Raw genomic sequence first — 24,464 nt, 5'->3', positions numbered from 1 at the left:
GCGACTATCAGCGCGGCTGGCCGTTGTTGCGGAAGTTGAGGCGGCGCGTGACCGTATAGTCGAGCACGCCGACCAGGAAATAGCTGATCCACTGCTTGGCGAGCGTCAGCAGACCGCGGCCTTCGACATGGGATTGCAGGCTGACCGGGCGGCTTTGATCGGCATATTGGTCGACGCGATGCCGCATGGCGGCGGCAAAGCCGCAGTCGTCGATCCGCAGCATGAGTTCCAGATTGAGGAACAGGCTGCGCATGTCGAAATTGGCGGAACCGATGAAGGTTGCGTCGTCGATGACAAGCAACTTCATGTGCAGCTTGCAGGGCTGATATTCGCGGATCTGCACGCCACGGCGCAATAATGGGCCATAGAGAAGGCGGGCGGCGGCGACGGTCGCGCCATTGTCGGACCGCTCGGGCAGGATCAACCGGGCATGGCCGCGCCGCGCCGTCCGGCCGATGCGTCGCAACATGCCCTGACCGGGCGAGAAATAGGCGATGACCATGTCGACCCGGCGGCCATGCTCCAGATCATGCTTCACCGCCTTCGCCCAGGGGCTGAGCAGCCGGGTCGGCCCGCCGATCAGCCAGCGGAAGGCGGATTTGGGATCATGGTGCAATGTCGGCTGCCAGCCGCGCACCATGCGGCGCAAGGTGCGGAACCGCTGTCCCCGGGTCGATGCCCATCGCCAGAGCTGACCATACCAGCGCACCATGGCTTCCGTTTGCGGGCCTTCCACGATCAGGGCGAGATCGCGCCATCCGTCCTTTTCCGCAAAATAATCGTCGGCGACGTTGAACCCGCCGATCATTACGCGGCTGTCGTCGGCAATGGCCATCTTCTGATGGTTGCGGATCAGATACCGTGTGGAACGACGGGCGCCGAACCAGTGGAACTGGCCGCCCGCCTGCACCAGTTGATCAAAGAAGGCGGTGGGCGTGCGGCCGCTGCCGAAAGCGTCGACCATCAGGGTCACGGCCACGCCCCGCCGACATGCGGCCATCAGGCGGTCCAGCACCAGCGCGCCGCTGCCGTCCGCGGCGAAGATATAATAATAGAGTTTGAGCGACTGATGGGCGCCGTCGATCAGGGCGACCAGCGCGTCGCGGATCGCCGGTCCATTGTCGATCATGGTCAGCCTGTTGCCCTGCACATGATGGACCAGCGGCGCGTGGCCTTGCGTCGATCCGCTGGCAGCGAGGGGGGCGTCGGCCGTCATTGCGCCTTCATGCCCTTTGTTGGCATAGGGGGCCAAGCGCAATATTGGCCGGAGCGAACACCGCGCAATCATTGACTTGCATCGGGGCTGATGCTAGGCGCTTAAGCCACGAATCCTACCAGAATTTCAGGAGGCCCTATTGGCCCGCGTTACTGTCGAAGATTGCGTCGACAAGGTTACCAACCGCTTTGACCTCGTTCTGCTCGCTGCGCAGCGCGCCCGTGAAATTTCCGGCGGCGCAGAACTTACCGTTGATCGTGACCGCGATAAAAATCCGGTCGTCGCGCTGCGCGAGATCGCGGAAGAAACCATCCTGCCGGTCGAACTGCATGACTCGCTCGTCGGATCGCTCCAGAAGGTGCAGATCGACGACGACGATACGCCGGACGAAATCGGTTCCATCGCCCAGTCCGCGGAGGCCCTGCGCCTGACCGCCGCCGCTCCGCCGCGCAACCAGAATATTGGCGGCGACTACGACGGCTGAGCCCTGACCGGTTTGGAGAGGGAAAGAGGCCCGGCCCGCGCAAGCGGGACCGGGCCTCGCCATTTTGGGCGGATGGCGCAGTTGCCCAGGCTTTTCCAGCCTGAATGTTCAGGCGGGGGCGCCGACCGGCGGCAACGCCCAGTCGATCGCGCCGCGCCGCTTTTCCGTGAGGAACGCATTGGCGCGGGAAAAATGGCGGCACCCCAGAAAGCCGTTATGCGCCGACAGTGGCGAAGGGTGGGCGGCCTTCAGCACCAGATGGCGGCTGGCGTCGACAAAGGCGGCCTTGCGCTGCGCATAGGCGCCCCACAGCATGAACACGACCGGATCGGGCCGTTCATTGACCAGGCGGATGACCGCATCGGTGAATTTTTCCCATCCCTTGCCCTGATGCGATGCGGCCTTGCCCATTTCCACGGTCAGCACGCTGTTGAGCAGCAGGACGCCCTGTCGCGCCCAATGTTCAAGGAAACCGTGACGCGCGGGTTCGATGCCCAGATCGGCCCTCAATTCCTTGTAGATGTTGACCAGCGATGGCGGTGTGCGGACGCCGGGCTGGACGCTGAAGCACAGGCCGTGCGCCTGCCCCTGTCCATGATAGGGGTCTTGCCCCAATATCACCACCTTGACCTTGTCCAGCGGCGTCAAGTCCATGGCGCGGAAATATTCGCTGCCGCGCGGGAAAATATGCTTTCCCTGCGCCTTTTCAGCAACCAGAAACTGTTTGAGCGCCTGCATATGCGGCGCGACAAATTCGGGGGCCAGCGGCGTGCGCCAGCTTTCGTCCAGTTTGATGGCGTCGCTCATGGCATGGTGATGGCCCCAAGGCGCCGGCCAAGTCAATTGCTGCCGCAGTGCGGTAAACAGGCTTGCCGTTGCGGCGCGGATCGGGAAGAACGGATGGGATGAAGCCCGCCAGCCTGTTCGCCATCGTCCTTGCCCTTGGCTTCTATGCGACGCCGCTGCCGACGGCCGACGCCTTCGGCCCTGAACGTCCCGTCTGGCAGGATACGGCCGACGCCCGCTGGCAATCGGAAATGCAGCGCTTTGCGGGGCTTTCCGACGGAACGGTCGGTGTCGCCGTCCACAATCTTTCGACCGGCCAGACGCTGTCGTTCAACGGCGACACCCTGTTTCCGATGGCGTCGACATACAAGGTGGCCGTCGCGGGCAAGATCTTCTCGATGATCGACGCTGGCGCCATCAGCCTGCAACAGGTCGTGACCGTAGATCGGGCGCTGATGAGTTCGGGCGGGATTGCCGACCTTCTCCCGCATTCGGGCGCGGCTCTGTCCGTCTATAATCTGCTCGACCTGATGCTGACGCGCAGCGACAACAGCGCGACCGATGTGCTTGTCGCGCTGGCGGGCGGGGCCGGGGCCGTCAATGATTGGGTGAAGGCCGCCGGGGTGCAGGGGCTGCGCGTCGACAGCAACACCGCCCAGCTTCTCTATCGCGCGATGGGCATCAATCCGCCGAGCGGCGCGTTCCAGGCCAATGTCAACGCGGCGCTGGCGGCCGACCCCGCCCTGCGAGAACGGGACGCGCATGACATGCCGAACATGGCGTTCGCTTCTGATCCGCGTGACAGCACGACGCCGCGCGCCATGGCGGACCTGCTTGTCGCGTTGCGGACGGGCAAGCTGCTGACGCCACAGAGCACATCGATTTTCCTGTCGATCATGGAGCGGTGCCGCACCGGCGCGAAACGCCTGGCGGGCATGTTGCCGCCGGGCGCGACCGTGGCGCACAAGACCGGGTCGCTCAACGGTCTGGGCGCGGATGTCGGCCTTGTCACCATGCCCGATGGTCAGATTTTTGCGATCAGCGTCTATGTGATGAAGGATTACAAGGGGCATGAGGCGCGCGATCAAGTCATGGCGCACGCGGCCCGCGCCGCTTATGATTATTTTCTCTTTTCGGCCGATCATACAGGCGCCTGATCGGAAGGACACTTAACGCGACCGCCACCTTCATTTAAACTGACGCCATAATGAAAGGACGAGGATGGTGCGCATTACCCGATTCGGGGACTTCTGGCTCTATTATCTTCAGGAACATGCGCGCCCTTCAACGCGGGCGCTGCATTATGTGGGCACATCCCTGGTCGTTGGAATCATGGTGATGATGCTGTGCCAGGGGCATTGGTATCTGACGCTCAGCCTGCCGGTCGCGGGATATGGCTTTGCCTGGATCGGGCATTATTGGTGCGAACGGAACCGGCCGGCGACGTTCCGCTACCCCCTATGGTCGCTCGGCGCGGATTTCCTGATGTGGTATCGCTTCATCGTTGGTCACATGTCCCGCGACCTGCGCCGTGCCGGGGTTGGCCCCGATGGCCGGGTCGACCCCGCACGACGGATCGCTGGTTGAACGGCGTTCAACGACCGGTTGCGCACTCCATGCACATCGCCGCTTCGGGTAGGGCGGCAAGCCGTGCCGGCGCGATGGGCTCGCCGCATTCGATACAGACGCCATAAGCGCCCTGATCGATGCGCTCGATAGCCCGGTCGATCTGGCCGATTTCGGCCAGTTCCACCCGGGAAAGCCGGTCGAGAGCCTCATCATCCTCGCGCTCGACAGCCTGTTCGGCAAAGTCGGCTTCCATGGGTTGGCCCAGATCGGCCTCAAGGCTGGCGACATGGGCGAGCAACTGCGCGCGACGATCAGACAGTCGCGCGCGTATTGTCGCCAGATCGGGGCTCACGCTTCCGCCCGTTCGGCGATCAGCGCGGCGACTTCATCCAGCAGCGCCAGCCGTTCCTTCTTGAACTGCTCCAGCATGTCGTCGCCCATCGGCGCTTCGCCGCTGTCGGCGCGCACGATTTCGCGGGTCAGATCATGGTACCGATCCGCCAGCACACGGAAATGAGGATTGTCGACCTTCAGCGCGTGCAGCGCCGCCTGCGCCTGCGGGAACATGCTGTGCAGGTCGTGGCCCATTTCGCTCATTGATATGTCCTTCCACTCTCGTCTCGCGCTTCCTGTCATCGGGAAGCGTCGAAAGGCAGATTGACAGGAGGATGGCGCCGCGTCGTTACGATAAAGTCCTTATGGTCAGCCCCGTGGCGGGATCATTCCTCGCCGAACTTGTCCTCGACCAGGGCGACTAGTTGGCCGACCGTATGTTCGGCATCGGGGCCGGCGGCGCGAATGACGATATGGTCGCCCATCGCCGCACCAAGCATCATCAGGCCCATGATGGAGGTGCCGGTGACTTCCGATCCATCCTTGCTGACCGTGACGGGCGCGGGCAGCCCGCTGGCCAGAGTCACGAACTTTGCGCTCGCCCGCGCATGAAGCCCGCGTCGGTTGCTGATCCTGACCTGCCGACTGATTTCGTCCGTCATGTGCTACCCAAGAGTTCCGATGCAACGCTGATATATTTCTGGCCCGCTTCGCGTGCGGCGGCGACGGCTGCGCGCACGTCCATGACCTTGCGCGCGCTTTCCAGGCGGATCAGCATGGGCAGGTTGATGCCCGCGATGACTTCGATTTCGCCGGCCTTCAGCAGCGATATGGCGAGATTGGACGGCGTGCCGCCGAACAGGTCGGTCAGCAATATGACGCCCGAACCGTCATTGACGCGCTCGACCGCGGCGGCGATGTCCGCTCGGCGCAATTCCATATCGTCTTCAGGGCCGATGCAGATCGTTGCGATCTGCTGTTGCGGGCCGACCACATGTTCCATCGCCACGACGAATTCCGTCGCCAGCGCGCCATGGGTGACAAGGACTAATCCGATCATCGGTTGAGGCGGCCCCTTTGCTTCATGATTTTGCTTTCGGGCCTCCCGTTCGGCGCTTCTCCAGGGCGTCCTGGGGCGCTGATTCCATATTGCGGTGCGAGACCGTGGGCGAAAAGCCCGCGTCTTGCAAGTGGCTGGCGATACGTTCAGCGACATGAACCGAACGATGGCGTCCTCCGGTGCAGCCGAAGGCGATGGTGATATAAGCCTTGCCCCCCTCCGCATAGCGCGGCAGCAGGACGCAGAGCAGTTGTTCAATCCGGCCGACCGCGTCCTCATAGGCCGGATCCTGCGCGATATAGGCGGCTACCCTTTCATCCTGGCCGGTCAGCGGACGCAGGGCGTCGTCCCAATGCGGGTTGCGCAGAAACCGCATGTCGAAAACCAGGTCGGCATTGCGCGGCATCCCGCGCGAATAGCCGAAGGAGAGGATGGTCAGCACCGGATCGGATGAGCGTTGCTGGCCGAAACGGGTGCGGATTTCCTGTTGCAGGGCGTTGCTGCTCATCGCCGTCGTGTCGATGACATGGGTGGCCCAGCGGCGCAGCGGTTCGGTGATTTCCCGCTCGCGCGCTATGCCGTCGGCGGCGGGGCGGTCCTGCGCAAGAGGGTGGCGGCGGCGGGTTTCGGCGAAGCGGCGCTCCAGTTCCACGCCCGCGCAGTCCAGGAACAGGGTTTCGATGTCATGGCCATGGCGTTCGCGCAGCGCCTTGATTCGCTGGACGATGGCGTTTGCGTCGAAGCCGCGCGTGCGCGCGTCGATGCCCAGCGCGATCGGGCGTTCCTGCGCACCTTCATGGCCTTCGGGCAAGGGCGTGTCGAGCAGCCGGTCAAGCAGCACGAGGGGCAGATTGTCGACAACCTCCCACCCCATATCCTCCAAAGTCTTAAGCGCGGTGGTCTTGCCCGCGCCCGACAGGCCCGAAAGCAGCAATATGGTCTTTGGCTGGGTCATGCGACGCCAAATCGTTGCAGCGCCATTTCCACCTTGATCGGGGCGGAAGGTTCGAGCGGCGACAGGCGCACGACGGGGATGGCCACGCCCGCAATCACCCGGCGCTCCGGGTCCGCAGGCAAGCGTTCCACCACGTCCGTCAGTTCTACGATCAGGGCGACGGGGACGTCGCTGTCATATCCCATGGTCATAAGGCCGACGCCGCGCACTTCCATATGTCCCGCTATGGTCGTCGGGGGCGACGCCAGCAAGGCCGATCCCTGCCGTCGAAGCAGCGTATAGTCATCGCTGACCAGGCGCGCGCCGCGGTCGATGAGGCGCAGGCCGAGGTCCGATTTCCCCGCGCCGCTTGGCCCGGACAGCAGGATCGTGCGTCCGCCAATGGCGACCGCCGTTGCATGGATGGACTCATAGGACAGGGCGCGAACCATTATTCGTCCAGTCTAGCCATTATCGGCGGCGGTAGAAATGGCGTTAACCTGTCGGCGGCGTTTCAATCCGGGGCGATGCCGGGATCCCTGGCGAGCGCCATGGGCAGGTGCACGATGAAGCAGGCGCCCTGCCGGGCATCCTCGCGATCGGCGATGCTGATCCGGCCCTGATGCCCCTCCACGATGGAGCGGGCGATGGCGAGGCCAAGGCCGCTGTGCTTGCCAAAGGCTTCGTCCGCCGGGCGAACGCTGTGGAAGCGGCGGAATACGGTTTCGCGCTCCGCCTCGGGGACGCCGGGGCCTTCATCCTCGACCCGCACCAGCACTTCGTCGTTGGCGACTGTGGCGACGATCTGGACCAGCCCGTTGTCGGGAGAGAAGGAGACGGCGTTGTCGATCAGGTTTTCCAGCACCCGGACCAGTCGCTGTTCCTCGCCCATCACTACCGCCAAATCCCGGCGCGGGCGGGCAAAGGCGATGCGGACGCCGCGCGGCACGCCGCGTGCTTCACGGGCGACGACCATGCGTTCGATCAGCATCCCGATGTCGACGGGTTCAAATCGTGTGCGCGAGAGTTGCGCGTCGATGCGCGACGCTTCGGCAATGTCGGTAACCAGCCGGTCGAGCCGACGCACATCGTCCCGGGCGATGGCCATCAACTGTTCGCGCAGGTCCGGCCGGGCGACTGCATCGATCCGGTCGAGCGAGTCGAGGGCGGAGCGCAGGGAAGCGATCGGGTTTTTCAGTTCATGGCTGACATCGGCGGCGAAGGCGTCGGTGGCGTCGATTCGGTGGCGCAGCGCCTGGCTCATGTCCGACAGGGCGCGGGCCAGCATCCCGATCTCGTCGCGTCGGGCGGGCAGGCGGGGCACGGTGACCTCGCGCGCGCGGCCCAGGCGCACCCGGATCGCGGCGCGGGCCAGCTTGCGCAGCGGCGACACGATGGTCCGCGCCAGGAACAGCGAAAGCAGGATCGATGCGAGAACAGCGGCGGCGAGCACCATGCCCAGGCGCAGTCGCTCGGCCCGAACTGTGCGGGTGATGTCCCGCGCATTTTCCGTCGCCAGCAGGGCGCCGCCATCGGGCATGATGACTGCCGCCGAAATCATGAAGGTGCGGTCGGGTGCATAGCGATTATAGGCGGCAGGCTTGCCGGTCTGGCGGGCCGCCACCACTTCCGGCCAGTTTTCCGCCCGGTCGACGGCCGGTTCGATGAAATTGGGTGGACGATCGGCAAAGACCGCGCGGTCCATCACCTTGTCCAGAAAGCGCGCGACATGGCGCTGCCAGCTTTCCTCTGACGGCTGACGCAACCGATAACGTGGCGCGTCCATGTCGAAGCTGTCGTTCATCAACCGGCCATCGGGACGATAGCGGCGAACGCGGTCGCCTGTTCTGCGGGCATAGGCGCGGACCAGAGCCGCCTGCTGGTCGGGCCGCGCATATTGCAAGCCGACCGATAGCAGCGATAATTCGCGCGCCGACTGGTCCAGCCGGTCGTCGACGATGCGGGTGCGATAACTGTCGAGATAAAAGAACCCGCCGGCCAGCAGCGCCAGCGCGAAGATGTTGACCGCCAAAATCCGTGGCGTCAGGCTGACGCGCCCCGACCATCGCAAGGCGACGTCCGGTTCGTCAGCTCTCCGAAAAACGATAGCCAGCGCCATAGAGAGTTTCGATTGCGTTGAATTCAGGGTCAATCTCGCGGAATTTGCGCCGCAGACGCTTGATATGGCTGTCGATGGTCCTGTCGTCGACATAGACATCATCCTGATAGGCGGCGTCCATCAACTGGTTGCGGCTTTTCACCACATCGGGGCGCATGGCCAGCGTTTCCAGGATCAGAAATTCGGTGACGGTGAGGGTCACGTCTTTCCCGCTCCACTTCACCCGGTGGCGTGGGGGGTCCATCTCCAGCCGCCCCCGAATGATCGGTTCGGATGGCGGTTCTTCGGCCGAAGGCGGCGTTTTGCTGACCTCCGCACGGCGTAAAATGGCGCGGATGCGGGCGATCAGCAGCCGTTGGGAAAATGGCTTGGCGATATAATCGTCGGCGCCCATGGCGAGGCCCAGCGCCTCGTCCAGCTCATCGGCCTTGGACGTCAGGAAGATAACCGGCATCTGGCTTTTTTCGCGAAGCCTGCGCAACAGTTCGATGCCATCCAACTGCGGCATCTTGATGTCGAACACGGCGAGGTCGGCGGGATTGTCGAGCAAGGCGCGCAAGGCGGCTTCCGGATCGGAATAGATGCGCGTGATGAAGCCTTCGGCCTGAAGGGCGATCGACACCGACGTCAGGATATTCTTGTCGTCATCCACCAGAGCGATGGTTGCGGTCATGCGGGCTTCCAGGGGGCGGGCATAGGGATGCGTCCGTGACTAGACCATGGCGTCGCGGCCCGCAAGCGGCCGTGGCGCAGGGCAGGGCGTGCCACCTTGGGAAGGCGGGCGAAACGGCGCAATTTGACGATGCTGTCGCAAATGCTTATGCGCGATGATGCTAGTTTGAAAAAAGATGTCGCATGTGGGGCGAACAGCGACACGAAATCGGAAGCATCGGGACCACAGCAGCCCGAGTTGACAGTCAGGAGCATTGTGCGTGCAGGCCAAATCCTCTCTCACCCTTGATAAACAGGGTATTACCGTAACAGCCGAGCAGTTCTGGAACCTCGGCACCGCGCCGCTGGTCGAAGCGGCGGTTCGCAATGGCGAAGGCATCTTGTCGAAGGACGGCCCTCTGGTCGTCAAGACCGGCAAGCACACCGGCCGCAGCGCCAAGGACAAGTTCATCGTCCGCGACGCCGAAACCGAAAATACCGTGTGGTGGGGCAACACCAACGTGTCGATGACGCCGGAGCATTTCGCCGCGCTGAAGCAGGATTTCCTTGCTGCGCTGGCCGAAAAGGACAAGCTCTACGTCGCCGACCTGTTCGGCGGTTCGCAGCCGGAACATCGCGTGAATGTGCGCGTCATCAACGAATTTGCCTGGCACAATCTGTTCATCCGCACCCTACTGGTGCGTCCGACCGCCGATGAGCTGGTCGATTTTGCACCGGAATACACCATTATCGACCTGCCCAGCTTCCGCGCCGACCCGGCTCGTCATGGCTGCCGCACGGAAACGGTGATCGCGGTCAACCTCAGCGAAAAGCTGATCCTGATCGGCGGCACCGCCTATGCCGGTGAAATGAAGAAGTCGGTCTTCGGCATCCTCAACTATCTGCTGCCGGCCAAGGGCGTGATGCCGATGCACTGTTCGGCCAATATCGGCCCGAACGGCGACACCGCCGTGTTCTTCGGCCTGTCGGGCACCGGGAAGACCACCCTGTCGGCTGATGCCAGCCGTACGTTGATCGGTGATGACGAGCATGGCTGGTCGGACACCGCCGTCTTCAACTTCGAAGGCGGCTGCTATGCCAAGATGATCAACCTTTCGGCCGAAGCCGAACCGGAAATCTTCGCCACCACCCGGCGTTTCGGCACGGTGCTGGAAAATGTCGTCATCGACGAGGACACGCGCGCCATCGATCTGGACGACAACAGCCTCGCTGAAAACAGTCGTGGTTCCTACCCCATCGATTTCATTCCCAATGCGTCGAAGGACAACCTTGGCCCCGTTCCGCAGAACATCATCTTCCTGACCGCCGACGCCTATGGCGTGTTGCCGCCGATTGCGCGGCTGACCCCGGAACAGGCGATGTATCACTTCCTGTCGGGTTACACGGCGCGTGTCGCCGGCACCGAAATCGGCGTGACGGAGCCGACGGCGACCTTCTCGACCTGCTTTGGCGCGCCGTTCATGCCGCGTCATCCTTCGGTCTATGGCAATCTGCTCAAGGACCGGATCAACAAGGGCGGCGTGACCTGCTGGCTGGTCAACACCGGCTGGACCGGCGGCAAATATGGCGTTGGCAAGCGTATGCCGATCAAGGTGACCCGCGCGCTGCTCAACGCCGCGCTCGACGGCAGCCTGAACAGCGCTGAGTTCCGCACCGATCCCAATTTCGGTTTCGAAGTGCCGGTCGCCGTGCCGGGGGTCGATTCGCAGATCCTCGATCCGCGCGAAACTTGGTCGGACAAGGCGGGTTATGACGAAACGGCGGCCAAGCTGGTCAAGCAGTTCGTCGACAATTTCGCCCAGTTCGAAGATCATGTGGACGCTTCGGTTCGGCAGGCCGCGCTGACCGCCGCCTGATCCTTTTCGGGAACGCAGCGTTGATGGAGCCGGGAAGGGAACTTCCCGGCTCTTTTTGTTTCGGTTGCCCCGCCGGAATGATAAACTGGCCACCAATCAAAAGCGGGGATTCGTGATGAGCATGTTTGACAATCTGATCGGCAATCTGGGTGGACTGGAAGCCATCGCTGACAAAATCGGGATGGAGCCGGCGCAGATGCAGGCGCTGATGACCGAAATCGGCGCCAAGATCGCGTCGGGCGAAACCAACGTCGCGGCGCTGGCGACCACTGCGGCGGAACATGGCGTGTCGGCTGACAAGCTCCAGGAACTGATGGGCCAGTTTGGCGGTCCAGAGGCGATTATGGGCAAGCTGGGCGGGCTGTTCGACCGCGATGGCGATGGCAATCCGCTCAACGAACTGGGCGGTTTGGCCAAGGGCCTGTTCGGCTGACCATGGCTGGCGGCGCGGCGGCTGTCAGGCTGCTGAGCTTTCCTGCCCCCAAGTTTTTTTCACCTTGCCTTCGCGCGGTGCAATGTTCATTCGCGGGACCGATCCAGTTTCGGTAGCCGGCCGTCGCCGCATTGTCGGGGCGGACGCAGGCAGGGGAAAGGCGTTGAACGACGTGACGATTGAAAAGCCGGTGCTCGAACCCACAGGCGCATTGTCGGTGGAGACGGTGCTGTCCGTGCACCATTGGAACGAGCGGCTGTTCAGCTTTCGCATTTCCCGCCCGGCCAGTTTCCGTTTCCGGTCGGGCGAGTTCGTGATGATCGGCCTGCAGGGCGAAAACGGCAAGCCGCTGCTGCGCGCCTATTCGGTGGCCAGTCCGTCCTGGGACGAGGAGCTGGAGTTTCTGTCGATCAAGGTGCAGGACGGGCCGCTGACGTCGAAGCTGCAGCTTATCCAGCCAGGCGATCAGATCTATCTGGGCCGCAAGCCGACTGGCACGCTCGTCACCGACGCGCTGCTGCCCGGCAAGCGGCTGTTCATGCTGTCGACCGGCACGGGGCTGGCGCCCTTCCTCAGCCTGGCGCGCGACCCCGATGTCTATGAATTTTACGAGCAGGTCGTGATCGTGCATTCGGTGCGGCAGGTCAGCGATCTCGCCTTCCGCGAAATGCTGGAGAGCCGTTTTGCAGGCGATCCGCTGGTGCAGGATCAGGCGCTGCTCCAGTTCGATTATGTACCGACCGTAACGCGCGAACCCTTCCACACCACCAAGCGTATCGACAAGCTGGTGGAGGATGGCACGCTGTTCGGCGGCCGCATTCAGGGGGCCAAGCATTTTGACCCGGAAACCGACCGGATCATGATGTGCGGCAGCATGGAAATGATCAAGCAGTTCGCCGCCTATTTCGAAAGCATCGGCTTTACCGAAGGCTCCAATGCGGCGCCGGGGCAGTTCGTGATCGAACGCGCCTTCGTCGGCTGATTCGATCAAAATCTGAGAATTATAAGGGGACTGGTGGCGACACCGGTCCCCTTTTCTATGCGCGGCTTTCAGCGCCCGGTCATCGTCCGCGCATTGGCCAGATAAGTGCGCCCGATGCGGATTTCGCCGCCATCGGCCAGGCAGGCGAACCAGACGCCGCTGCCATCGTGGCGCAACCGCGCGATATAGTCGCGCCGCACGATGTGCGAACGGTGGAGGCGCACGAAATGTTGCGGGTCCAGCCGCTCTTCCAGCGAACTGATGGTCTGGTGCAGCAAATAGCTGTGCGCGCCGACGTGCAGGCGCATATAATCGCGCTCAGCCTCGATCCGGTCGATCTGGCTGGCGGCCACACGGATCAGTTCGGACCGGTGCGGCACCCAGAATTCCTCGGCCCATTCCGGTTGCGCCTCTGCCGTCCGTTCGATATCGGCCGCCGCCGCCGGGCGCTTCGACAGGGCGATTTCCACCCGGTCGATGGAGCGGGTCAGCCGGTCATGGGCGACCGGCTTCAACATATAGTCAATTGCGGCGAGATCGAAGGCTTCTACCGCAAAGCCTTCAAAAGCGGTCACAAAAATAATGGCAGGGCGTAGACCCATACGCCCCACCGCGCGGGCCACGCCGACGCCGTCCAGCAACGGCATGGCGATGTCGAGCATGACCAGATCGGGCTTCAGCGCCTCGATCAGGCGCAAGGCCGCCTCGCCATCGCTGGCGGTGCCCACCAGCGAGATACGTGGCTCGCGTGCGCACAACATCTGAAGCCTCTCTACGGCCAGAGGCTCGTCGTCGACGATCATCGTACGAATGGTCATTGGCTGATCAACACCCCTTGCGAACGATCGGCATGGCCAGTTTCACGACAAAGCCGCCCCCTTCGCGGGGACTATAATCAATTCGTCCCTTGTCGCCATAGCGGGCGCTCAGCCGGTCACGCACATTGGCAAGGCCGATGCCATTGCCCTTGTCGGCTTCCGTCGGCGGCTTGTCGCCATCGTCACTGACGCTGATCTTCAGCAGGCCTTCCTCCTCCCAGGCGCGGATCAGGATGGTGACGGGGCGGGATGTGCGCGAAACGCCATATTTGATCGCATTTTCGACCAGCGGCTGCAGGATGAGGCCGGGGACGCAGCACGACATCAGGGCGTCGGGAATGTCGATGCGGGTTACCAGCCGATCGGGGAAGCGGACGCCCTCAATGTCGAGATAGAGCTTCTGCAACTGCACTTCTTCGGACAGCGGCACATCGTCCAGAGGATCGCCGGTCAGGCTGGTGCGGTAGAAGTTGGAGAGCGACATGATCATCTGTTCCGCCTCGTCCCGCCGGTCGCGCATCACCAGCGTCGACAGCGAATTGAGCGTGTTGAACAGGAAATGGGGATTGACCTGATAACGCAGGGAGCGGAGCTCGGCGGCCTGTGCGGCGCGTTCCAGCCGGGCGGCGCGGCGCTCCACGCGATGGGCTTCGCTGGCATAGGAAAGGGCGAGGTACAAGCTGGCCCAGGCGGCCAGAAAGAAATAGCGGCTGATCGCGTCTTCCGCGATCTGTTTCAGCGCATAGCCATGTTCGTGAACCATGCGGCTGCTGTCCATGTCCGGTAGGATGCTGACCGGATCATAGATGTTGAAGATATAATAGTTGGCCGCCGCCATGGCGAGGGCAAAGGGCGCAGCGAAGGAGAAAGCGACGACGATGCGCAGCGGCAGAGCCCGGCCGTCAAAATGGCGAATGCCCAGATAAAGCACCCAGGTGATGACGATGCCGATGACGGTCACCACGGCGCGGCGGGAGGCCAGTTCGCCCTGCGATGCAAAGCCCATCACCGTGGCGCGCAATGTGACCAGCAAGGCGTAGAACAGCCAGAAGCCGAGAATGGAATAGAGAGCGATGGCCGGTGCGACCCCCGGTTCGCCATCATCATTATTATGTGCGTTCATGGCCGCAGTTTAGTCCCGACAAGCGTCGATGTCGCCTGTTTCCGTGGGTTGCTGGTCGAACCGGCATGGACGTTTGTCGATGCGATGGCCGGAAAACGGGAAAGGGCCGCCCCCCATGATGGGATGCGGCCCTTTCGTCAGTTTGGCGGACCGCCGGGATCAGAAGCGGAACTTGGCGCTCGCGCGATAGCTCTGATATTTGATGTCCTTGCGCCAGAGGGTCGTATCGGCCGACAGGCTGATGTCGACGCTGCCGGTGGTGAAGGTCAGGCCGCCGCCCACTTCACCCCAGTCCTTGTCCGTCACGCCCAGGGCGAAGGGGACGTTCGGGCCGGTTCCGCCGACCAGATTGGCGGTGAAGAAGGCCGGCTGCTTTTCGAATTCATGGGCGTAGTTGACGGTCAGGAACGGCTTGATGCCGCCCATTTCCGACTTGATCGTCGCGCCCGCGCGGCCCTGGAGGCTGTTGGCGCTCTTGCGGTCGATCATCAGGCCGGCGTCGCCGCCGCTTTCCGCGACGTTCGACCAACTGATATAGGCGCCGCGCATCGACGCGCGCGGCGTGATCGACAGGGCGTCGCCGCCCAGCTTCGTGCTGACGCCCAACTCGCCGGACAGCGCCAGCGACTGGTCGCGGCCGACCAGCGTGTATGGCGTGGCGCCCACTGAGAAGCCGCGCACGGTGCGCATGTCGAGCGCGCCCGCGCTGACAATGCCATCGAGGGCGACTGAGCCGAGGTTCCACACGCCATAGACCGTGCCCTGATACAGCCGGGCCGTCCCGGTGTCGCTGGTGCGGGCCTTTCCGTCCATTTCGCTGTAGGAGAGGCCAAGGCCGATGACCGCATTGTCGCCCACCGTCTTTTCAACGCCCAGCGCCGCATACCAGCCGTCGAACTGATCGCGACCCAGCGGCAGGGCGGTCCGCATCGGCGCGCTCGACCCGTCGAGATAGCCGCCCGCCAGGAACATGCTGACATCTTCGGGTAGGGCGTTTTCCTGCGTCGTGGTTTCGCTGCCACCCGCGCCCATATCCATGCCCAGGTTCATGCCGGCCAGACTGGCCGCTGCCAACTGGATCGGCTGGCCGACCATGGTCAACGTGCCGCCCATCGCGCCGCCGTCAACCTTGGTCAGGCGGTCGCGATAGAAGCGCGCCATATTGTCGGTCAGCACTTCGGCCATCGACGTCTTGAGCGTTTCGGTGCGCGGCGCCATCGATTCGAAGGTCGCCTGGACGCCCGCCACGCTCAGCAGATCCGCTTCGCCAAAAAGGGTCGAAAACTTGCTGTAGAGCGAGCGGTTCTGGTCGAGCAACTGGGCAAAACCGCGCTGCACCGGCGACGCAGTGTTGATGACGTCCGCATAAAGTCCCGCGTCGATCGTCACCGACACGCTGTTGGCGCCATAGCTGAGCACCGGCTTGAGCACCGCCGAGATGTTGGTGGGTGTGTCGAACGCGCCTTCAACGCCGCCTTCCGCCGTCAGGAAGGTATAGCTGTTGCCAAAGCGCAGGCGCGAACCGGTTGCCGCGCCGAACACGACCTTGCCACCCAAAGCGGCGATGCCGTTCAGTGGATCGCCGACGGCCAGCGTGGCTGCTGCTGCGGCGGCTTCGCTGCCGCCATCGCCTTCGCCCGCGCCGTCATCTTCGACATATTCGGTTGCATGGACGGCAAGGACATCGGACACGCCATTGGCGCCCAGGTCGATCTGCAGGGTGCTGCCCGACGACAGCAGGGCGTTGCCCTCGATATTCAGCGTGCCGATCGTGCCCACGCCGCCGGGCGCGATCGTGCCCATGACGTTGGTGAAATAAGGCGTATTGAGCGTGCCGGAGCCCGACAGCAGGCCCGTGAGCATCATGTAATCGCCCGGCGTGGTCACGGCGCCGTCGATGTTCACGGCGCCCGCCAGATGGGAGATATCCATCAGGCTGGTCAGCGAACCTTCCGCCGTGACGTTCAGCTTCGCGCCCGTTCCGGCCATGGTGAAACGGTCGACGGTGGCGTCGATGTCCAGCGTGGTCGTGCCCGCCGTTGCCAGCGTGACGTCATAATAGCGGCCGACGATATTATCGATGGCGACCGGGTCGATGTTGTTGGGAACGAAAGCCGAAGCGCCCGGCAGGCCGTTGGCCAGCGAAGGCGCGGGCAGGGCGGGACTTTCGCTGTCGCCTTCCTGTGCTTCGTTGTCGGCGCCGGACAGCAGCGTGGCGCTGTTCGACGATGCGCTGCGTTCGGCGATTTCGACGCGTCCGCGGGCGTTGGCCACGGTCGTGCCGCCCGTCGTTGCGGCGGTCGGCTCACCGGCGTCGGTAACCAGAACGCCATCGACATAGGTGTCGCCAGTGCCGACATCATAGCAGACGTCGACGGCTTCATAGTTGGGCTGATAGCAGAGCTGGCCAAACTTCTGGGTGCTGTCTTCGCCAAAGGCGCCAGCGCCCGGCGTCGTCGGGATGCCGTTGACCAAAGCGCCGTTGCTGTCGATCACCCGGTAATTGGGGTCGAGCGCGGTGACCCAATGGTTCGGATCGCTCCACTTGCCATCGCCTTCCTTGGCCGTGGCGTAGCGATAGGGGTTGTTGGCGGCGATCCAGTCCCAGAACAGGTAGAGCGGCTGATAGAAGGAGGAACCGCCATAGGAGCTGAATTCCTGACCGAAGAAATAGCGGCTGCCGCCCGACAGGACGCCGATGACGGTCTTTTCGTCAAAGGTCTGATCGAGGATCAGCGGACCGCCGGAATCGCCCCCCGCCGTAATGCCTTCATTGGGCAGCGCACCGTCCTTGAAGACGTTGAAGTCGAAGATATTCTCGCCTTCGGGATCGTCGAAATCGAGCTGATAAAGATTCTGGGTATATCCCCCCGCGGAACCGAACAGGAAGCTGTCAATGTCGTCCAGCGAACCCAGCATCCCCAGGAAGTTTTCCGCCACCTTGCGGCGGAAATCGATGCCATAGGAAGAACCGGTGGTGCCGCTGCCGCTGCGGCCATAGCCGGTGACGGTGACATGATAGCCGGTGCCGGTCGTGTCGCTGATCGAGGCGGGGGCGGGCAGGGCCGAAAAGAGCATCGTCCAGGCCGGCACATCCGACGCGGGCGTGTCGAGCGTCGCAATCGCCACGTCGCCATAGAGGAAGCTGAGCGCCGGCGGATCCAGCGAGTCGGGGTTATAGGCAATGTTGTTGACGTTGTAGACGCTGAGCGCGGTGTTGGTCTGAAAGCCGTTGCTGAGCCAGTTGATAAGGCCGGGGCGCGCATCGTTCTGGAACGCGAAGGCGACAGGAACGCCGCCATTGACCGTGCCATAATCGGGTGTCGACAGGTCGTTCACGCAGTGCGCGGCGAAAATGACGGTGCGCGGATTGACCAACGTGCCGGTGCAGACAAAACCGTCGGCGCGATACATGATGCCAACGCCATTGACGTCTTCGCTGTCGATGATGTCGGTCGGGCTGCTGCCGTCATTGGGAACAACCGCGCTTGCCGTAGAGGAAATGCAAAGGCTGGCAAGGGCCGCCGAAGCAAGAAGAAGGGACTTGCGCGCTCCGGAAAGATGGGCGCGCGAAAGGGTGGACTGTTTCATGGACTGTAACTCCCCTGCAATTTTTAAAGGCTAGGCTTGGGGCAATCCGTTGGCAACTCTTCTGTCAGACATGTCAAAGACTTGGTTGGTTCAGCGTTGAAATTTTGTCACATGTTGGCGCGGCCAACATGTTGACTTGGCGCAACGATGGCTGAATTGCAGCGATGTCGCGACAGCGTCAGGCAACGCGCATATGCCGGACATCTTTTTCATGTTGCGCCGCACAAAAAAATCTGATCCCATATGAATGCGAGCCGAACACGCCCTTAAGCCTTCGGTAACCATGGTGGGCGCAATGTTCTATGGTTCGACCATGGAGTCGGAGGGCTAGAATATGGGTGCCAGTGCAAGACCAGCCGATGGGGCCGTCACGCTCGCTGAACTGCGCGAGTTTGCGAGCTTCCCATCCTCTACGCAACGCTATATCCGCCGATCGCTGGATATCGGGCTGCATCGCCGCGACGCGATGAAGCTATGGTCGCGCGACATGGTGGAGGAAGCCAGTATCCGCGCGCAGGCCCGCATTTATGGCCGGCTCGACGAGATCAAGTCGCTGGTCCCCGACGACAGCGGGCTGGATCAGGTGGAGCCGTTCATGGCGCCGCTGGTCACCGTATCCGCCTTTGACCTGGGACAGGATCGGCTGGGCAGCTTTTCCGCCTATCGCTTTCTTTACGAACGGCTGATCGGCGCGGGTGCGCGACCATGGCTCCCCGGCGCTTTCTGCGCGGCGGCCAGCCTGCCGCATCTGCATCCCGAAAAGCGCCGCCTGTTGCTTCAGTCGATCAGCGAGGCGGCGGCGACGGCGGCCGGATGGTCCAACCGCGAACCGACTTTCTATCCCGAATGGGTCGATAAGGTCGACCTGAGCAAGGCCAACTGAGGCATTTTGCGACTGCTGGCGGGGGGCGGGCGCTGCTGATTATGCGGCCGTTCGCTTGGGCCTCAATCGGACGATGCCGGCCTTAACAGGCGCGCCATCCCATGCCGGGTCACGACCCGCACATAGGCGGCGACATGCGCCGGATCGCGACGCCCTGCGTTCCGTTCCCGGTCGCCGCCTGCTCCATCCACTGGACCCGGACGGCGTTGTTCACATGCCCGGCACGTCGATATGCCCGGCCTGCGCCGTGAACGTGCGGCGATATGTCGACGCCGACGCCATCACTCGGCCATGCCCAGTTGCCACAGGATGAAGGCGAACTCCTCCGCCGTTTCGTGCAGCGATTCGAACCGGCCCGACTTGCCGCCATGCCCTGCGCCCATATTGGTCTTGAGCAGCAGGGCGTTGGCGTCCGTCTTGGTCGCGCGCAGCCGGGCGACCCATTTGGCCGGCTCCCAATAGGTGACGCGCGGATCGTTCAGCCCCGCAGTCACCATCAGCGGCGGATAGTCCTGCGCCTTCACATTATTATAGGGGTCGTAGGACAGGATCGTCTCGAACGCCGCCTTGTCGTCTATCGGGTTGCCCCATTCGGGCCATTCGCCCGGCGTCAGCGGCAATGTCTCGTCCAGCATGGTGTTCAGCACATCGACAAAGGGCACATGCGCCACCACCGCGCCCCACAGGTCCGGATCGCTGTTGATGACCGCGCCCATCAGCTCGCCGCCCGCCGATCCACCCGAAATGCTGATCCGGCCCTTGGCTGTATAGCCAAGGTCGATCAACCCCTTGGCCACATCGACGAAATCGTTGAACGTGTTGGTCCGCTTGTCGAGCTTCCCGTCCAGATACCATTGCTGGCCCAGGTCATCGCCGCCGCGAATATGCGCCAGCGCAAAGGCGAAGCCCCGGTCGAGCAGCGACAGCCGCGCGGTCGAAAAGCCCGGCTCCATCGCAATGCCATAGGCGCCATAGCCATAAAGATGCAGCGGCGCGCTGCCGTCGCGCGGCAGGCCGGCGGGATAGACGATGGATACGGGGATTTCCGTCCCGTCGCGCGCGGGGATCATCAGCCGCTCGGTCGCATAACGGCTGGCGTCATAGCCAGACGGGATTTGCTGAACCTTCAGCACCTCCAGTTCGCCGCTGTCGAGATGATAGTCGAAAATCGTGTCGGGCGTGACCATCGATTCATAACCGATGCGTAATTTGGTCACATCATATTCGGGATTGTCGTCGAGCGAGGCGGAATAGCTCGCCTCCGGGAAGGGGATGCGCTTGGGAGTGTGCGTCGCATAATCGCGCAATTCGACCTGATCCAACCCATCCTGACGCCCTTCAGTGACGTAGAATTGCTTGAACAGGGTGAAATCGGTCAGATAGAAATGATCGTCGGCGCCGATCACCTCTTCCCACTGGTCGGGCGCGGCCAGCGCCGCCTTCACCAGCCGGAAATTGGGATGGATGTCATTGGTGCGGATGTAGAGCGTGCCCTCATGCTCATCGACATCATATTCCCGCCCCGGCTTGCGCGCCGACACCAGCAACGGCTTGGCCGTGGGATCATCCGCCGGGACCAGCCAGGCCTCGGTCGTCACATGGTCGCCGGTGGCGATCACGATCCATTTTTCCGATGAGGTGAGGCCGACCGAAACGCGAAACCCCTCGTCATCCTCATGGAACAGCTCGACATCGCTGTCCACATCCTGCCCCAGCCAGTGGAGCCGGGCATTGTCGGTGCGCCAGTTGTCGTTGGCGACGCCGTAAAGCAGCCCCCGGCTGTCGCTCGTCCACACGAGCGCCGACAGCGTGTCGGGGATGATTTCGGGCAGCAGTTCGCCCGTCGTCAGATCCCTGATCCGCGCCTCGAACCGTTCCGACCCATCATTGTCGATGGCATAGGCCAGATATCGGCCGCACGGGCTGACCGACATCGCTCCCAGCCTGAAATAATCATGCCCCTCCGCCAGCGCCGGCTCGTCGAGGATCAACTCGTCCTCGCCCCCTGCCAGGGGCCTGCGATACCATTTGCGATATTGCGCTCCGGTTTCGAAGGCGCGCCAATAGATATAGTCGCCATCCTTCTGCGGCACCGACTGGTCGTCTTCCTTGATCCGGCCCTTCATCTCCGCAAACAGCCCGTCGATCAGCGGCTTGCGCGCCGCCATCGCGTCCTCGAACCAGTCATTTTCGGCCGCCAGATAGGCGAGCACATCCTTGTCCTTCACATCGGGATAACCCGGATCGCGCAGCCAGGCCCAGGGATCTTCGATGGTGACGCCATGCCGGGTGAAGCTGTGCGGGCGGCGATCGGCGACGGGGGGCTGGGTCATTCACGGTCCTGATGAAAGGGAAGAATAAGGCGGGCGCTGGCATAAGCGCTATGCCCTGCTTATGTTGTGCCCTTTGCGGCCTGCGCAAGGGGGCCGATGCAGCAAGGAAAACTGAATGTCCACCTATGAAGACCGGCTGAAGGCGCTGCGCGCGGAACTGGCGCGCGTGACGCTCGACGGCTTTGTCGTGCCGCTGACCGATGAACATATGAGCGAATATGTCGGCGCATACGCCCAGCGGCTCGCCTGGCTGACCGGCTTTCAGGGGTCGGCGGGCAGCGCCGTGGTGCTGCCGCAGGAAGCGGCGATCTTTGTCGACGGCCGCTACACGCTTCAGGTCCGCGAACAGGTGGACGCCGCCCACTGGCAATATGAAAGCGTGCCGCAAACCTCCATCGCCGCCTGGCTGAAGGATCATGCGGGCCAGGGTGCGCGCATCGGTTACGATCCATGGCTGCACACAAGCGCATGGGTGGCGCAGGCGAGCGAGGCGCTGGCGGAGATCGGCGCGACTTTGGTCCCGGTCGACACCAATCCCGTCGACCGCGTGTGGCCCGACCGACCCGCCCCCAGCGCCGCGCGCCTGACCGTGCATGACGACATCTATGCCGGGCGCAGCGCGGCGGAAAAGCGGCAGGATATCGCCGACTGGCTGAGCAGCCGCCACGCCGACGCGGCCGTGTTGTCGGCGCTCGATTCCATCGCCTGGACCTTCAACATCCGTGGCGCAGACGTGGATCGCACCCCGGTTGCGCTCGCCTATGCCATCGTCCATGCCGACGCCACCGCCGACATCTATGTCGCGCCCGAAAAGATGGATGACGTCGTCGCCCAGCATCTGGGCAACGCCGTGCGCGTCCATGATCGAGCAGATTTCGCCGGCGCCCTCGCGACGTTCGACGGCAAGACCGTGGCCGCCGACCCCGAACGCGCAGTCGCCGCAATCTTCGAACGGCTGGAACAGGGCGGCGCCCATGTGCTCGCCCTGCGCGATCCCGTCGTCCTGCCCAAGGCGATCAAGAACCCCGTCGAAATCGCCGGGCACAGGGCGGCGCAGGCGCGCGACGGCGCGGCCTTGAGCCGCTTCCTCCACTGGCTGTCGGTCACCGCGCCGCAAGGCGGCCTCGATGAAATGACCGCCGCCGACCGGCTGGAGCAATTTCGCCGCGACACCGGCCTGCTTGTCGACCTGTCCTTCGACACGATCAGCGGCGCCGGCCCCAATGGCGCCGTGGTGCATTACAAGGTCGAGGAAAAGACCAACCGGCCCATCGAGAGCGGATCGCTCTATCTGGTCGATTCGGGCGGGCAATATCGCGACGGCACCACCGACGTCACCCGCACCATCGCCATCGGCGCGCCGACCGCCGAAATGCAGCAACGCTTCACGCTGGTGCTGAAGGGGCATATCGCCCTTGCCCGCGCGCTCTTTCCAAAGGGCACGCGCGGCGGCCAGCTCGACGTGCTGGCGCGGCAATATCTGTGGGCGCAGGGGCTGGATTACGCCCATGGCACCGGCCATGGCGTCGGCAGCTTCCTGTCGGTGCATGAAGGGCCGCAGCGCATCGCAACATTCGGCGGCGGCGATGAACCGCTACAGGCGGGCATGATCCTGTCGAACGAGCCGGGCTATTACAAGACCGGCGAATATGGCATCCGCATCGAAAATCTGGTGCTGGTGGTCGAGCGCGACGTGCCCGGGGCGGAGCGCGAGATGCTGGGCTTCGAAACGCTGACCCACGCCCCCATCGACCGCAACGCCATCGCCATCGACCTGCTGACCGTGGACGAGCGCGCCTGGGTCGACGCCTATCACGCCCGCGTGATGGAGATTGTCGCGCCGCAGCTTGATGGCGATGCGCTCGCCTGGCTGAAGGCCGCCTGCGCGCCGCTCTGACCCCCGCGTCAGTCGGCGGGCCGGTCCGTCGCGGGGGGCGCATCCTCCCGCGACGTATCCCGGCTCTGCGCCTTGCGGCGGCGCAGATTGTCGCGCAGCGCCTGCGCCAATCGTTCCTGCCGTTCATCCTTGCCCCGGGTCATGGGGCGGATTTAATGCGATTTTCCGGCAAATCAAACCGCCGTTCTGGCAGCGCGCAGATTTTCTTCGTCCCCCCTTTTTTCGCGTCGCCCCACCCGCCTCCACCAAAATGCGCGAAGCGTCCAGACCCGCCTTGACATGCCCGCCAATCACCGCCATAGGCCCGGCTCCAACGCCGGTCAGCGGCGCGGAAGTGGTGGAATGCTGCCGTAGCTCAGTGGTAGAGCGCATCCTTGGTAAGGCTGAGGTCGCGAGTTCAATCCTCGCCGGCAGCACCATTCTTCGTTCTGAAAGTAAAGAAATAAACCCCTCTAGGGGCTGATCGGATTGCTTACAGATTGCGATCCGGCGTGCATCCACCTGACCCGCTCCTTCCGGGAGATTCTACTCGCCGGAGCGCTAGTGACCCGAATCTGAAGTTCGCCACATTGGATGGATAGGTCGGAGCGAACTTCAGAGTCAAAAGGGTCACTAGCAACTATACGACTCTAGTGTGGTTTAAGGATTTGAAATTCGCTCCGCGCCTGGCCGCTTAATGTGGCGAATTTCAAATCCACCACACTAGGAGATGTCCGCTTTGCGCTCCAAAGCGGTAGTCATTTGCCTCGCCGTGCAGCCCAGCGGTTTCTATGCCTGGCAGAAGAGCCCGCTGAGCCAGCGGGCTCGGGAAGATGCCCGGCAAACGGCGCTGCTGCGGCGGGCCTGGAGGACTTCGCCTATCCGGCCGCGGCTTTGCCATGGTCCCCCGGACCATTGCGCCGCCTTGCGGTGTGATCGACCTGTACTCCCGCCGCGTGATGGGCGGAGCAGCCAAAGGTTCCGGCGATGCGGAGCATCGTTGGAAAGGCTGCGGAGGGTGGTCGATGCACAGCCGACAGACCACCGATGTGGTGCTCCAGGCGTTGCCCAAGGCGTTGGTGGACATGCCAAGATCGACCGCCGCCGCACGGACCGAGTTCCTGCGCATGATCGCAATGATCGCATCGCGTTCGATCAGGCTAGCTCGGCTCATTGTAATGCCAATCGCAATGCCTCATTGCCGCCGGATCGCGGTCAGCGAGGAGACCCATCATCGCTGGTGCAAGAAGCGTGGCGGCCTGAAGACCGACCAGGCGCGGCAAATGAAGGATCTGGAGAAGGAGAGCCAGCGTTTGCGCCGGGCGATCTCTGACCTTGCGCTGGACTGATCAGCGCCCTGCTGTGTCAGCCCATGGGATCAGCGATCAATGCCCCT

Annotated in this window: 23 protein-coding genes, 1 tRNA gene and 2 pseudogenes; 11 read left to right on the top strand and 15 right to left on the bottom strand. The window is 63.3% G+C overall.

Annotation, left to right across the window (positions count from 1 at the left end):
- Positions 1–7 precede the first annotated feature (7 nt).
- Positions 8–1,216 carry a phospholipase D-like domain-containing protein gene (locus GGR44_RS05065; protein WP_183954387.1) on the bottom strand — a complete coding sequence of 403 codons (1,209 nt, stop codon included), beginning with the start codon at positions 1,214–1,216 and terminating at the stop codon, positions 8–10.
- 139 nt (positions 1,217–1,355) lie between these two features.
- Here GGR44_RS05065 and rpoZ point away from each other — a divergent pair, with 139 nt between their 5' ends.
- A complete protein-coding gene (gene rpoZ, locus GGR44_RS05060) occupies positions 1,356–1,700 on the top strand; it encodes a DNA-directed RNA polymerase subunit omega (protein WP_183954386.1) in 345 nt (114 codons plus the stop codon).
- A gap of 108 nt (positions 1,701–1,808) precedes the next feature.
- On the opposite strand, the gene ung is transcribed toward rpoZ, so the two are convergent.
- Positions 1,809–2,507, bottom strand: coding sequence for a uracil-DNA glycosylase (ung, locus tag GGR44_RS05055; RefSeq protein WP_183954385.1), 699 nt, complete (start codon positions 2,505–2,507; stop codon positions 1,809–1,811).
- 98 nt (positions 2,508–2,605) lie between these two features.
- Between ung and bla the strand changes: the two genes are divergently transcribed.
- Together bla and GGR44_RS05045 are read left to right on the top strand one after the other, a co-directional pair.
- Positions 2,606–3,643, top strand: a complete 1,038-nt coding sequence (bla, locus tag GGR44_RS05050; protein WP_183954384.1) for a class A beta-lactamase — start codon at positions 2,606–2,608, stop codon at positions 3,641–3,643.
- 64 nt (positions 3,644–3,707) lie between these two features.
- Positions 3,708–4,073 carry an Mpo1-like protein gene (locus GGR44_RS05045; RefSeq protein WP_183954383.1) on the top strand — a complete coding sequence of 122 codons (366 nt, stop codon included), beginning with the start codon at positions 3,708–3,710 and terminating at the stop codon, positions 4,071–4,073.
- A gap of 7 nt (positions 4,074–4,080) precedes the next feature.
- Here the strand turns inward: GGR44_RS05045 and GGR44_RS05040 are convergent, their stop codons facing one another.
- From GGR44_RS05040 to GGR44_RS05005, 8 genes are all read right to left on the bottom strand, one after another.
- Positions 4,081–4,407 (bottom strand): TraR/DksA family transcriptional regulator, encoded by a 327-nt coding sequence (locus GGR44_RS05040; RefSeq protein WP_343052297.1) that lies wholly within the window; start codon positions 4,405–4,407, stop codon positions 4,081–4,083.
- Positions 4,404–4,652 (bottom strand): HP1242/YdcH family protein, encoded by a 249-nt coding sequence (locus GGR44_RS05035; protein ID WP_183954382.1) that lies wholly within the window; start codon positions 4,650–4,652, stop codon positions 4,404–4,406. Before GGR44_RS05035 ends, GGR44_RS05040 begins: the two co-directional genes overlap by 4 nt.
- Positions 4,653–4,774: 122 nt before the next feature.
- Complete coding sequence (locus GGR44_RS05030) at positions 4,775–5,050, bottom strand: HPr family phosphocarrier protein (RefSeq protein ID WP_183954381.1); 276 nt, start codon at positions 5,048–5,050, stop codon at positions 4,775–4,777.
- Positions 5,047–5,448, bottom strand: coding sequence for a PTS sugar transporter subunit IIA (locus tag GGR44_RS05025; RefSeq protein ID WP_183954380.1), 402 nt, complete (start codon positions 5,446–5,448; stop codon positions 5,047–5,049). Before GGR44_RS05025 ends, GGR44_RS05030 begins: the two co-directional genes overlap by 4 nt.
- A 22-nt stretch (positions 5,449–5,470) precedes the next feature.
- Entirely contained in the window at positions 5,471–6,403 is a 933-nt protein-coding gene (rapZ, locus tag GGR44_RS05020; protein WP_183954379.1) for an RNase adapter RapZ, read from the bottom strand.
- Entirely contained in the window at positions 6,400–6,834 is a 435-nt protein-coding gene (locus tag GGR44_RS05015) for an HPr kinase/phosphorylase (RefSeq protein ID WP_183954378.1), read from the bottom strand. Before GGR44_RS05015 ends, rapZ begins: the two co-directional genes overlap by 4 nt.
- Before the next feature lie 62 nt (positions 6,835–6,896).
- Complete coding sequence (locus GGR44_RS05010; protein ID WP_183954377.1) at positions 6,897–8,501, bottom strand: sensor histidine kinase; 1,605 nt, start codon at positions 8,499–8,501, stop codon at positions 6,897–6,899.
- The gene (locus GGR44_RS05005) at positions 8,470–9,174 is read right to left on the bottom strand and encodes a response regulator transcription factor (RefSeq protein WP_183954376.1); all 705 of its coding nucleotides are present in this window, start codon (positions 9,172–9,174) and stop codon (positions 8,470–8,472) included. The genes GGR44_RS05010 and GGR44_RS05005 overlap by 32 nt, the downstream gene beginning before the upstream one ends.
- A gap of 259 nt (positions 9,175–9,433) precedes the next feature.
- On the opposite strand from GGR44_RS05005, the gene GGR44_RS05000 reads away from it, so the two are divergent.
- The 3 genes from GGR44_RS05000 to GGR44_RS04990 all read left to right on the top strand — a co-directional run bounded on the left by GGR44_RS05000 (position 9,434) and on the right by GGR44_RS04990 (position 12,444).
- On the top strand, positions 9,434–11,029 hold the full coding sequence (locus GGR44_RS05000; protein WP_183954375.1) for a phosphoenolpyruvate carboxykinase: 1,596 nt from the start codon (positions 9,434–9,436) through the stop codon (positions 11,027–11,029).
- A 115-nt stretch (positions 11,030–11,144) separates the two neighbouring features.
- The gene (locus GGR44_RS04995; RefSeq protein WP_183954374.1) at positions 11,145–11,462 is read left to right on the top strand and encodes a hypothetical protein; all 318 of its coding nucleotides are present in this window, start codon (positions 11,145–11,147) and stop codon (positions 11,460–11,462) included.
- 163 nt (positions 11,463–11,625) lie between these two features.
- On the top strand, positions 11,626–12,444 hold the full coding sequence (locus GGR44_RS04990) for a ferredoxin--NADP reductase (protein WP_183954373.1): 819 nt from the start codon (positions 11,626–11,628) through the stop codon (positions 12,442–12,444).
- A gap of 68 nt (positions 12,445–12,512) precedes the next feature.
- Here the strand turns inward: GGR44_RS04990 and GGR44_RS04985 are convergent, their stop codons facing one another.
- The 3 genes from GGR44_RS04985 to GGR44_RS04975 form a co-directional block, all read right to left on the bottom strand.
- Positions 12,513–13,262, bottom strand: a complete 750-nt coding sequence (locus tag GGR44_RS04985; RefSeq protein ID WP_183954372.1) for a LytR/AlgR family response regulator transcription factor — start codon at positions 13,260–13,262, stop codon at positions 12,513–12,515.
- 7 nt (positions 13,263–13,269) lie between these two features.
- Positions 13,270–14,385, bottom strand: a complete 1,116-nt coding sequence (locus GGR44_RS04980) for a sensor histidine kinase (protein WP_183954371.1) — start codon at positions 14,383–14,385, stop codon at positions 13,270–13,272.
- A gap of 159 nt (positions 14,386–14,544) precedes the next feature.
- On the bottom strand, positions 14,545–17,976 hold the full coding sequence (locus GGR44_RS04975; protein ID WP_183954370.1) for an autotransporter domain-containing protein: 3,432 nt from the start codon (positions 17,974–17,976) through the stop codon (positions 14,545–14,547).
- A 334-nt stretch (positions 17,977–18,310) separates the two neighbouring features.
- On the opposite strand from GGR44_RS04975, the gene GGR44_RS04970 reads away from it, so the two are divergent.
- Positions 18,311–18,859, top strand: coding sequence for a hypothetical protein (locus GGR44_RS04970; RefSeq protein ID WP_183954369.1), 549 nt, complete (start codon positions 18,311–18,313; stop codon positions 18,857–18,859).
- Positions 18,860–19,140: 281 nt separating this feature from the next.
- Here GGR44_RS04970 and GGR44_RS04965 read toward each other — a convergent pair whose 3' ends face one another.
- Positions 19,141–21,192, bottom strand: a complete 2,052-nt coding sequence (locus GGR44_RS04965; protein WP_183954368.1) for a S9 family peptidase — start codon at positions 21,190–21,192, stop codon at positions 19,141–19,143.
- A 115-nt stretch (positions 21,193–21,307) separates the two neighbouring features.
- Here GGR44_RS04965 and GGR44_RS04960 point away from each other — a divergent pair, with 115 nt between their 5' ends.
- Positions 21,308–23,089 (top strand): aminopeptidase P family protein, encoded by a 1,782-nt coding sequence (locus tag GGR44_RS04960; RefSeq protein WP_183954367.1) that lies wholly within the window; start codon positions 21,308–21,310, stop codon positions 23,087–23,089.
- A gap of 8 nt (positions 23,090–23,097) precedes the next feature.
- Here GGR44_RS04960 and GGR44_RS17065 read toward each other — a convergent pair whose 3' ends face one another.
- On the bottom strand, positions 23,098–23,232 hold the full coding sequence (locus tag GGR44_RS17065) for a hypothetical protein (RefSeq protein WP_281374192.1): 135 nt from the start codon (positions 23,230–23,232) through the stop codon (positions 23,098–23,100).
- 201 nt (positions 23,233–23,433) lie between these two features.
- On the opposite strand from GGR44_RS17065, the gene GGR44_RS04955 reads away from it, so the two are divergent.
- From GGR44_RS04955 to GGR44_RS04950, 3 genes and pseudogenes are all read left to right on the top strand, one after another.
- Positions 23,434–23,508 (top strand) — tRNA-Thr (locus GGR44_RS04955).
- 308 nt (positions 23,509–23,816) lie between these two features.
- Positions 23,817–23,936, top strand: a pseudogene (locus tag GGR44_RS16800) (IS3 family transposase); the annotation flags it as partial.
- A 331-nt stretch (positions 23,937–24,267) separates the two neighbouring features.
- A pseudogene (locus GGR44_RS04950) lies at positions 24,268–24,414 on the top strand (transposase); the annotation flags it as partial.
- Positions 24,415–24,464: the final 50 nt, after the last annotated feature.

Source organism: Sphingobium fontiphilum, assembly GCF_014196635.1.
GTDB classification, from domain to species: domain Bacteria; phylum Pseudomonadota; class Alphaproteobacteria; order Sphingomonadales; family Sphingomonadaceae; genus Sphingobium; species Sphingobium fontiphilum.
Note: the sequence above shows the minus strand (reverse complement) of the source record. Positions and strands in the feature narration are given on the sequence as shown.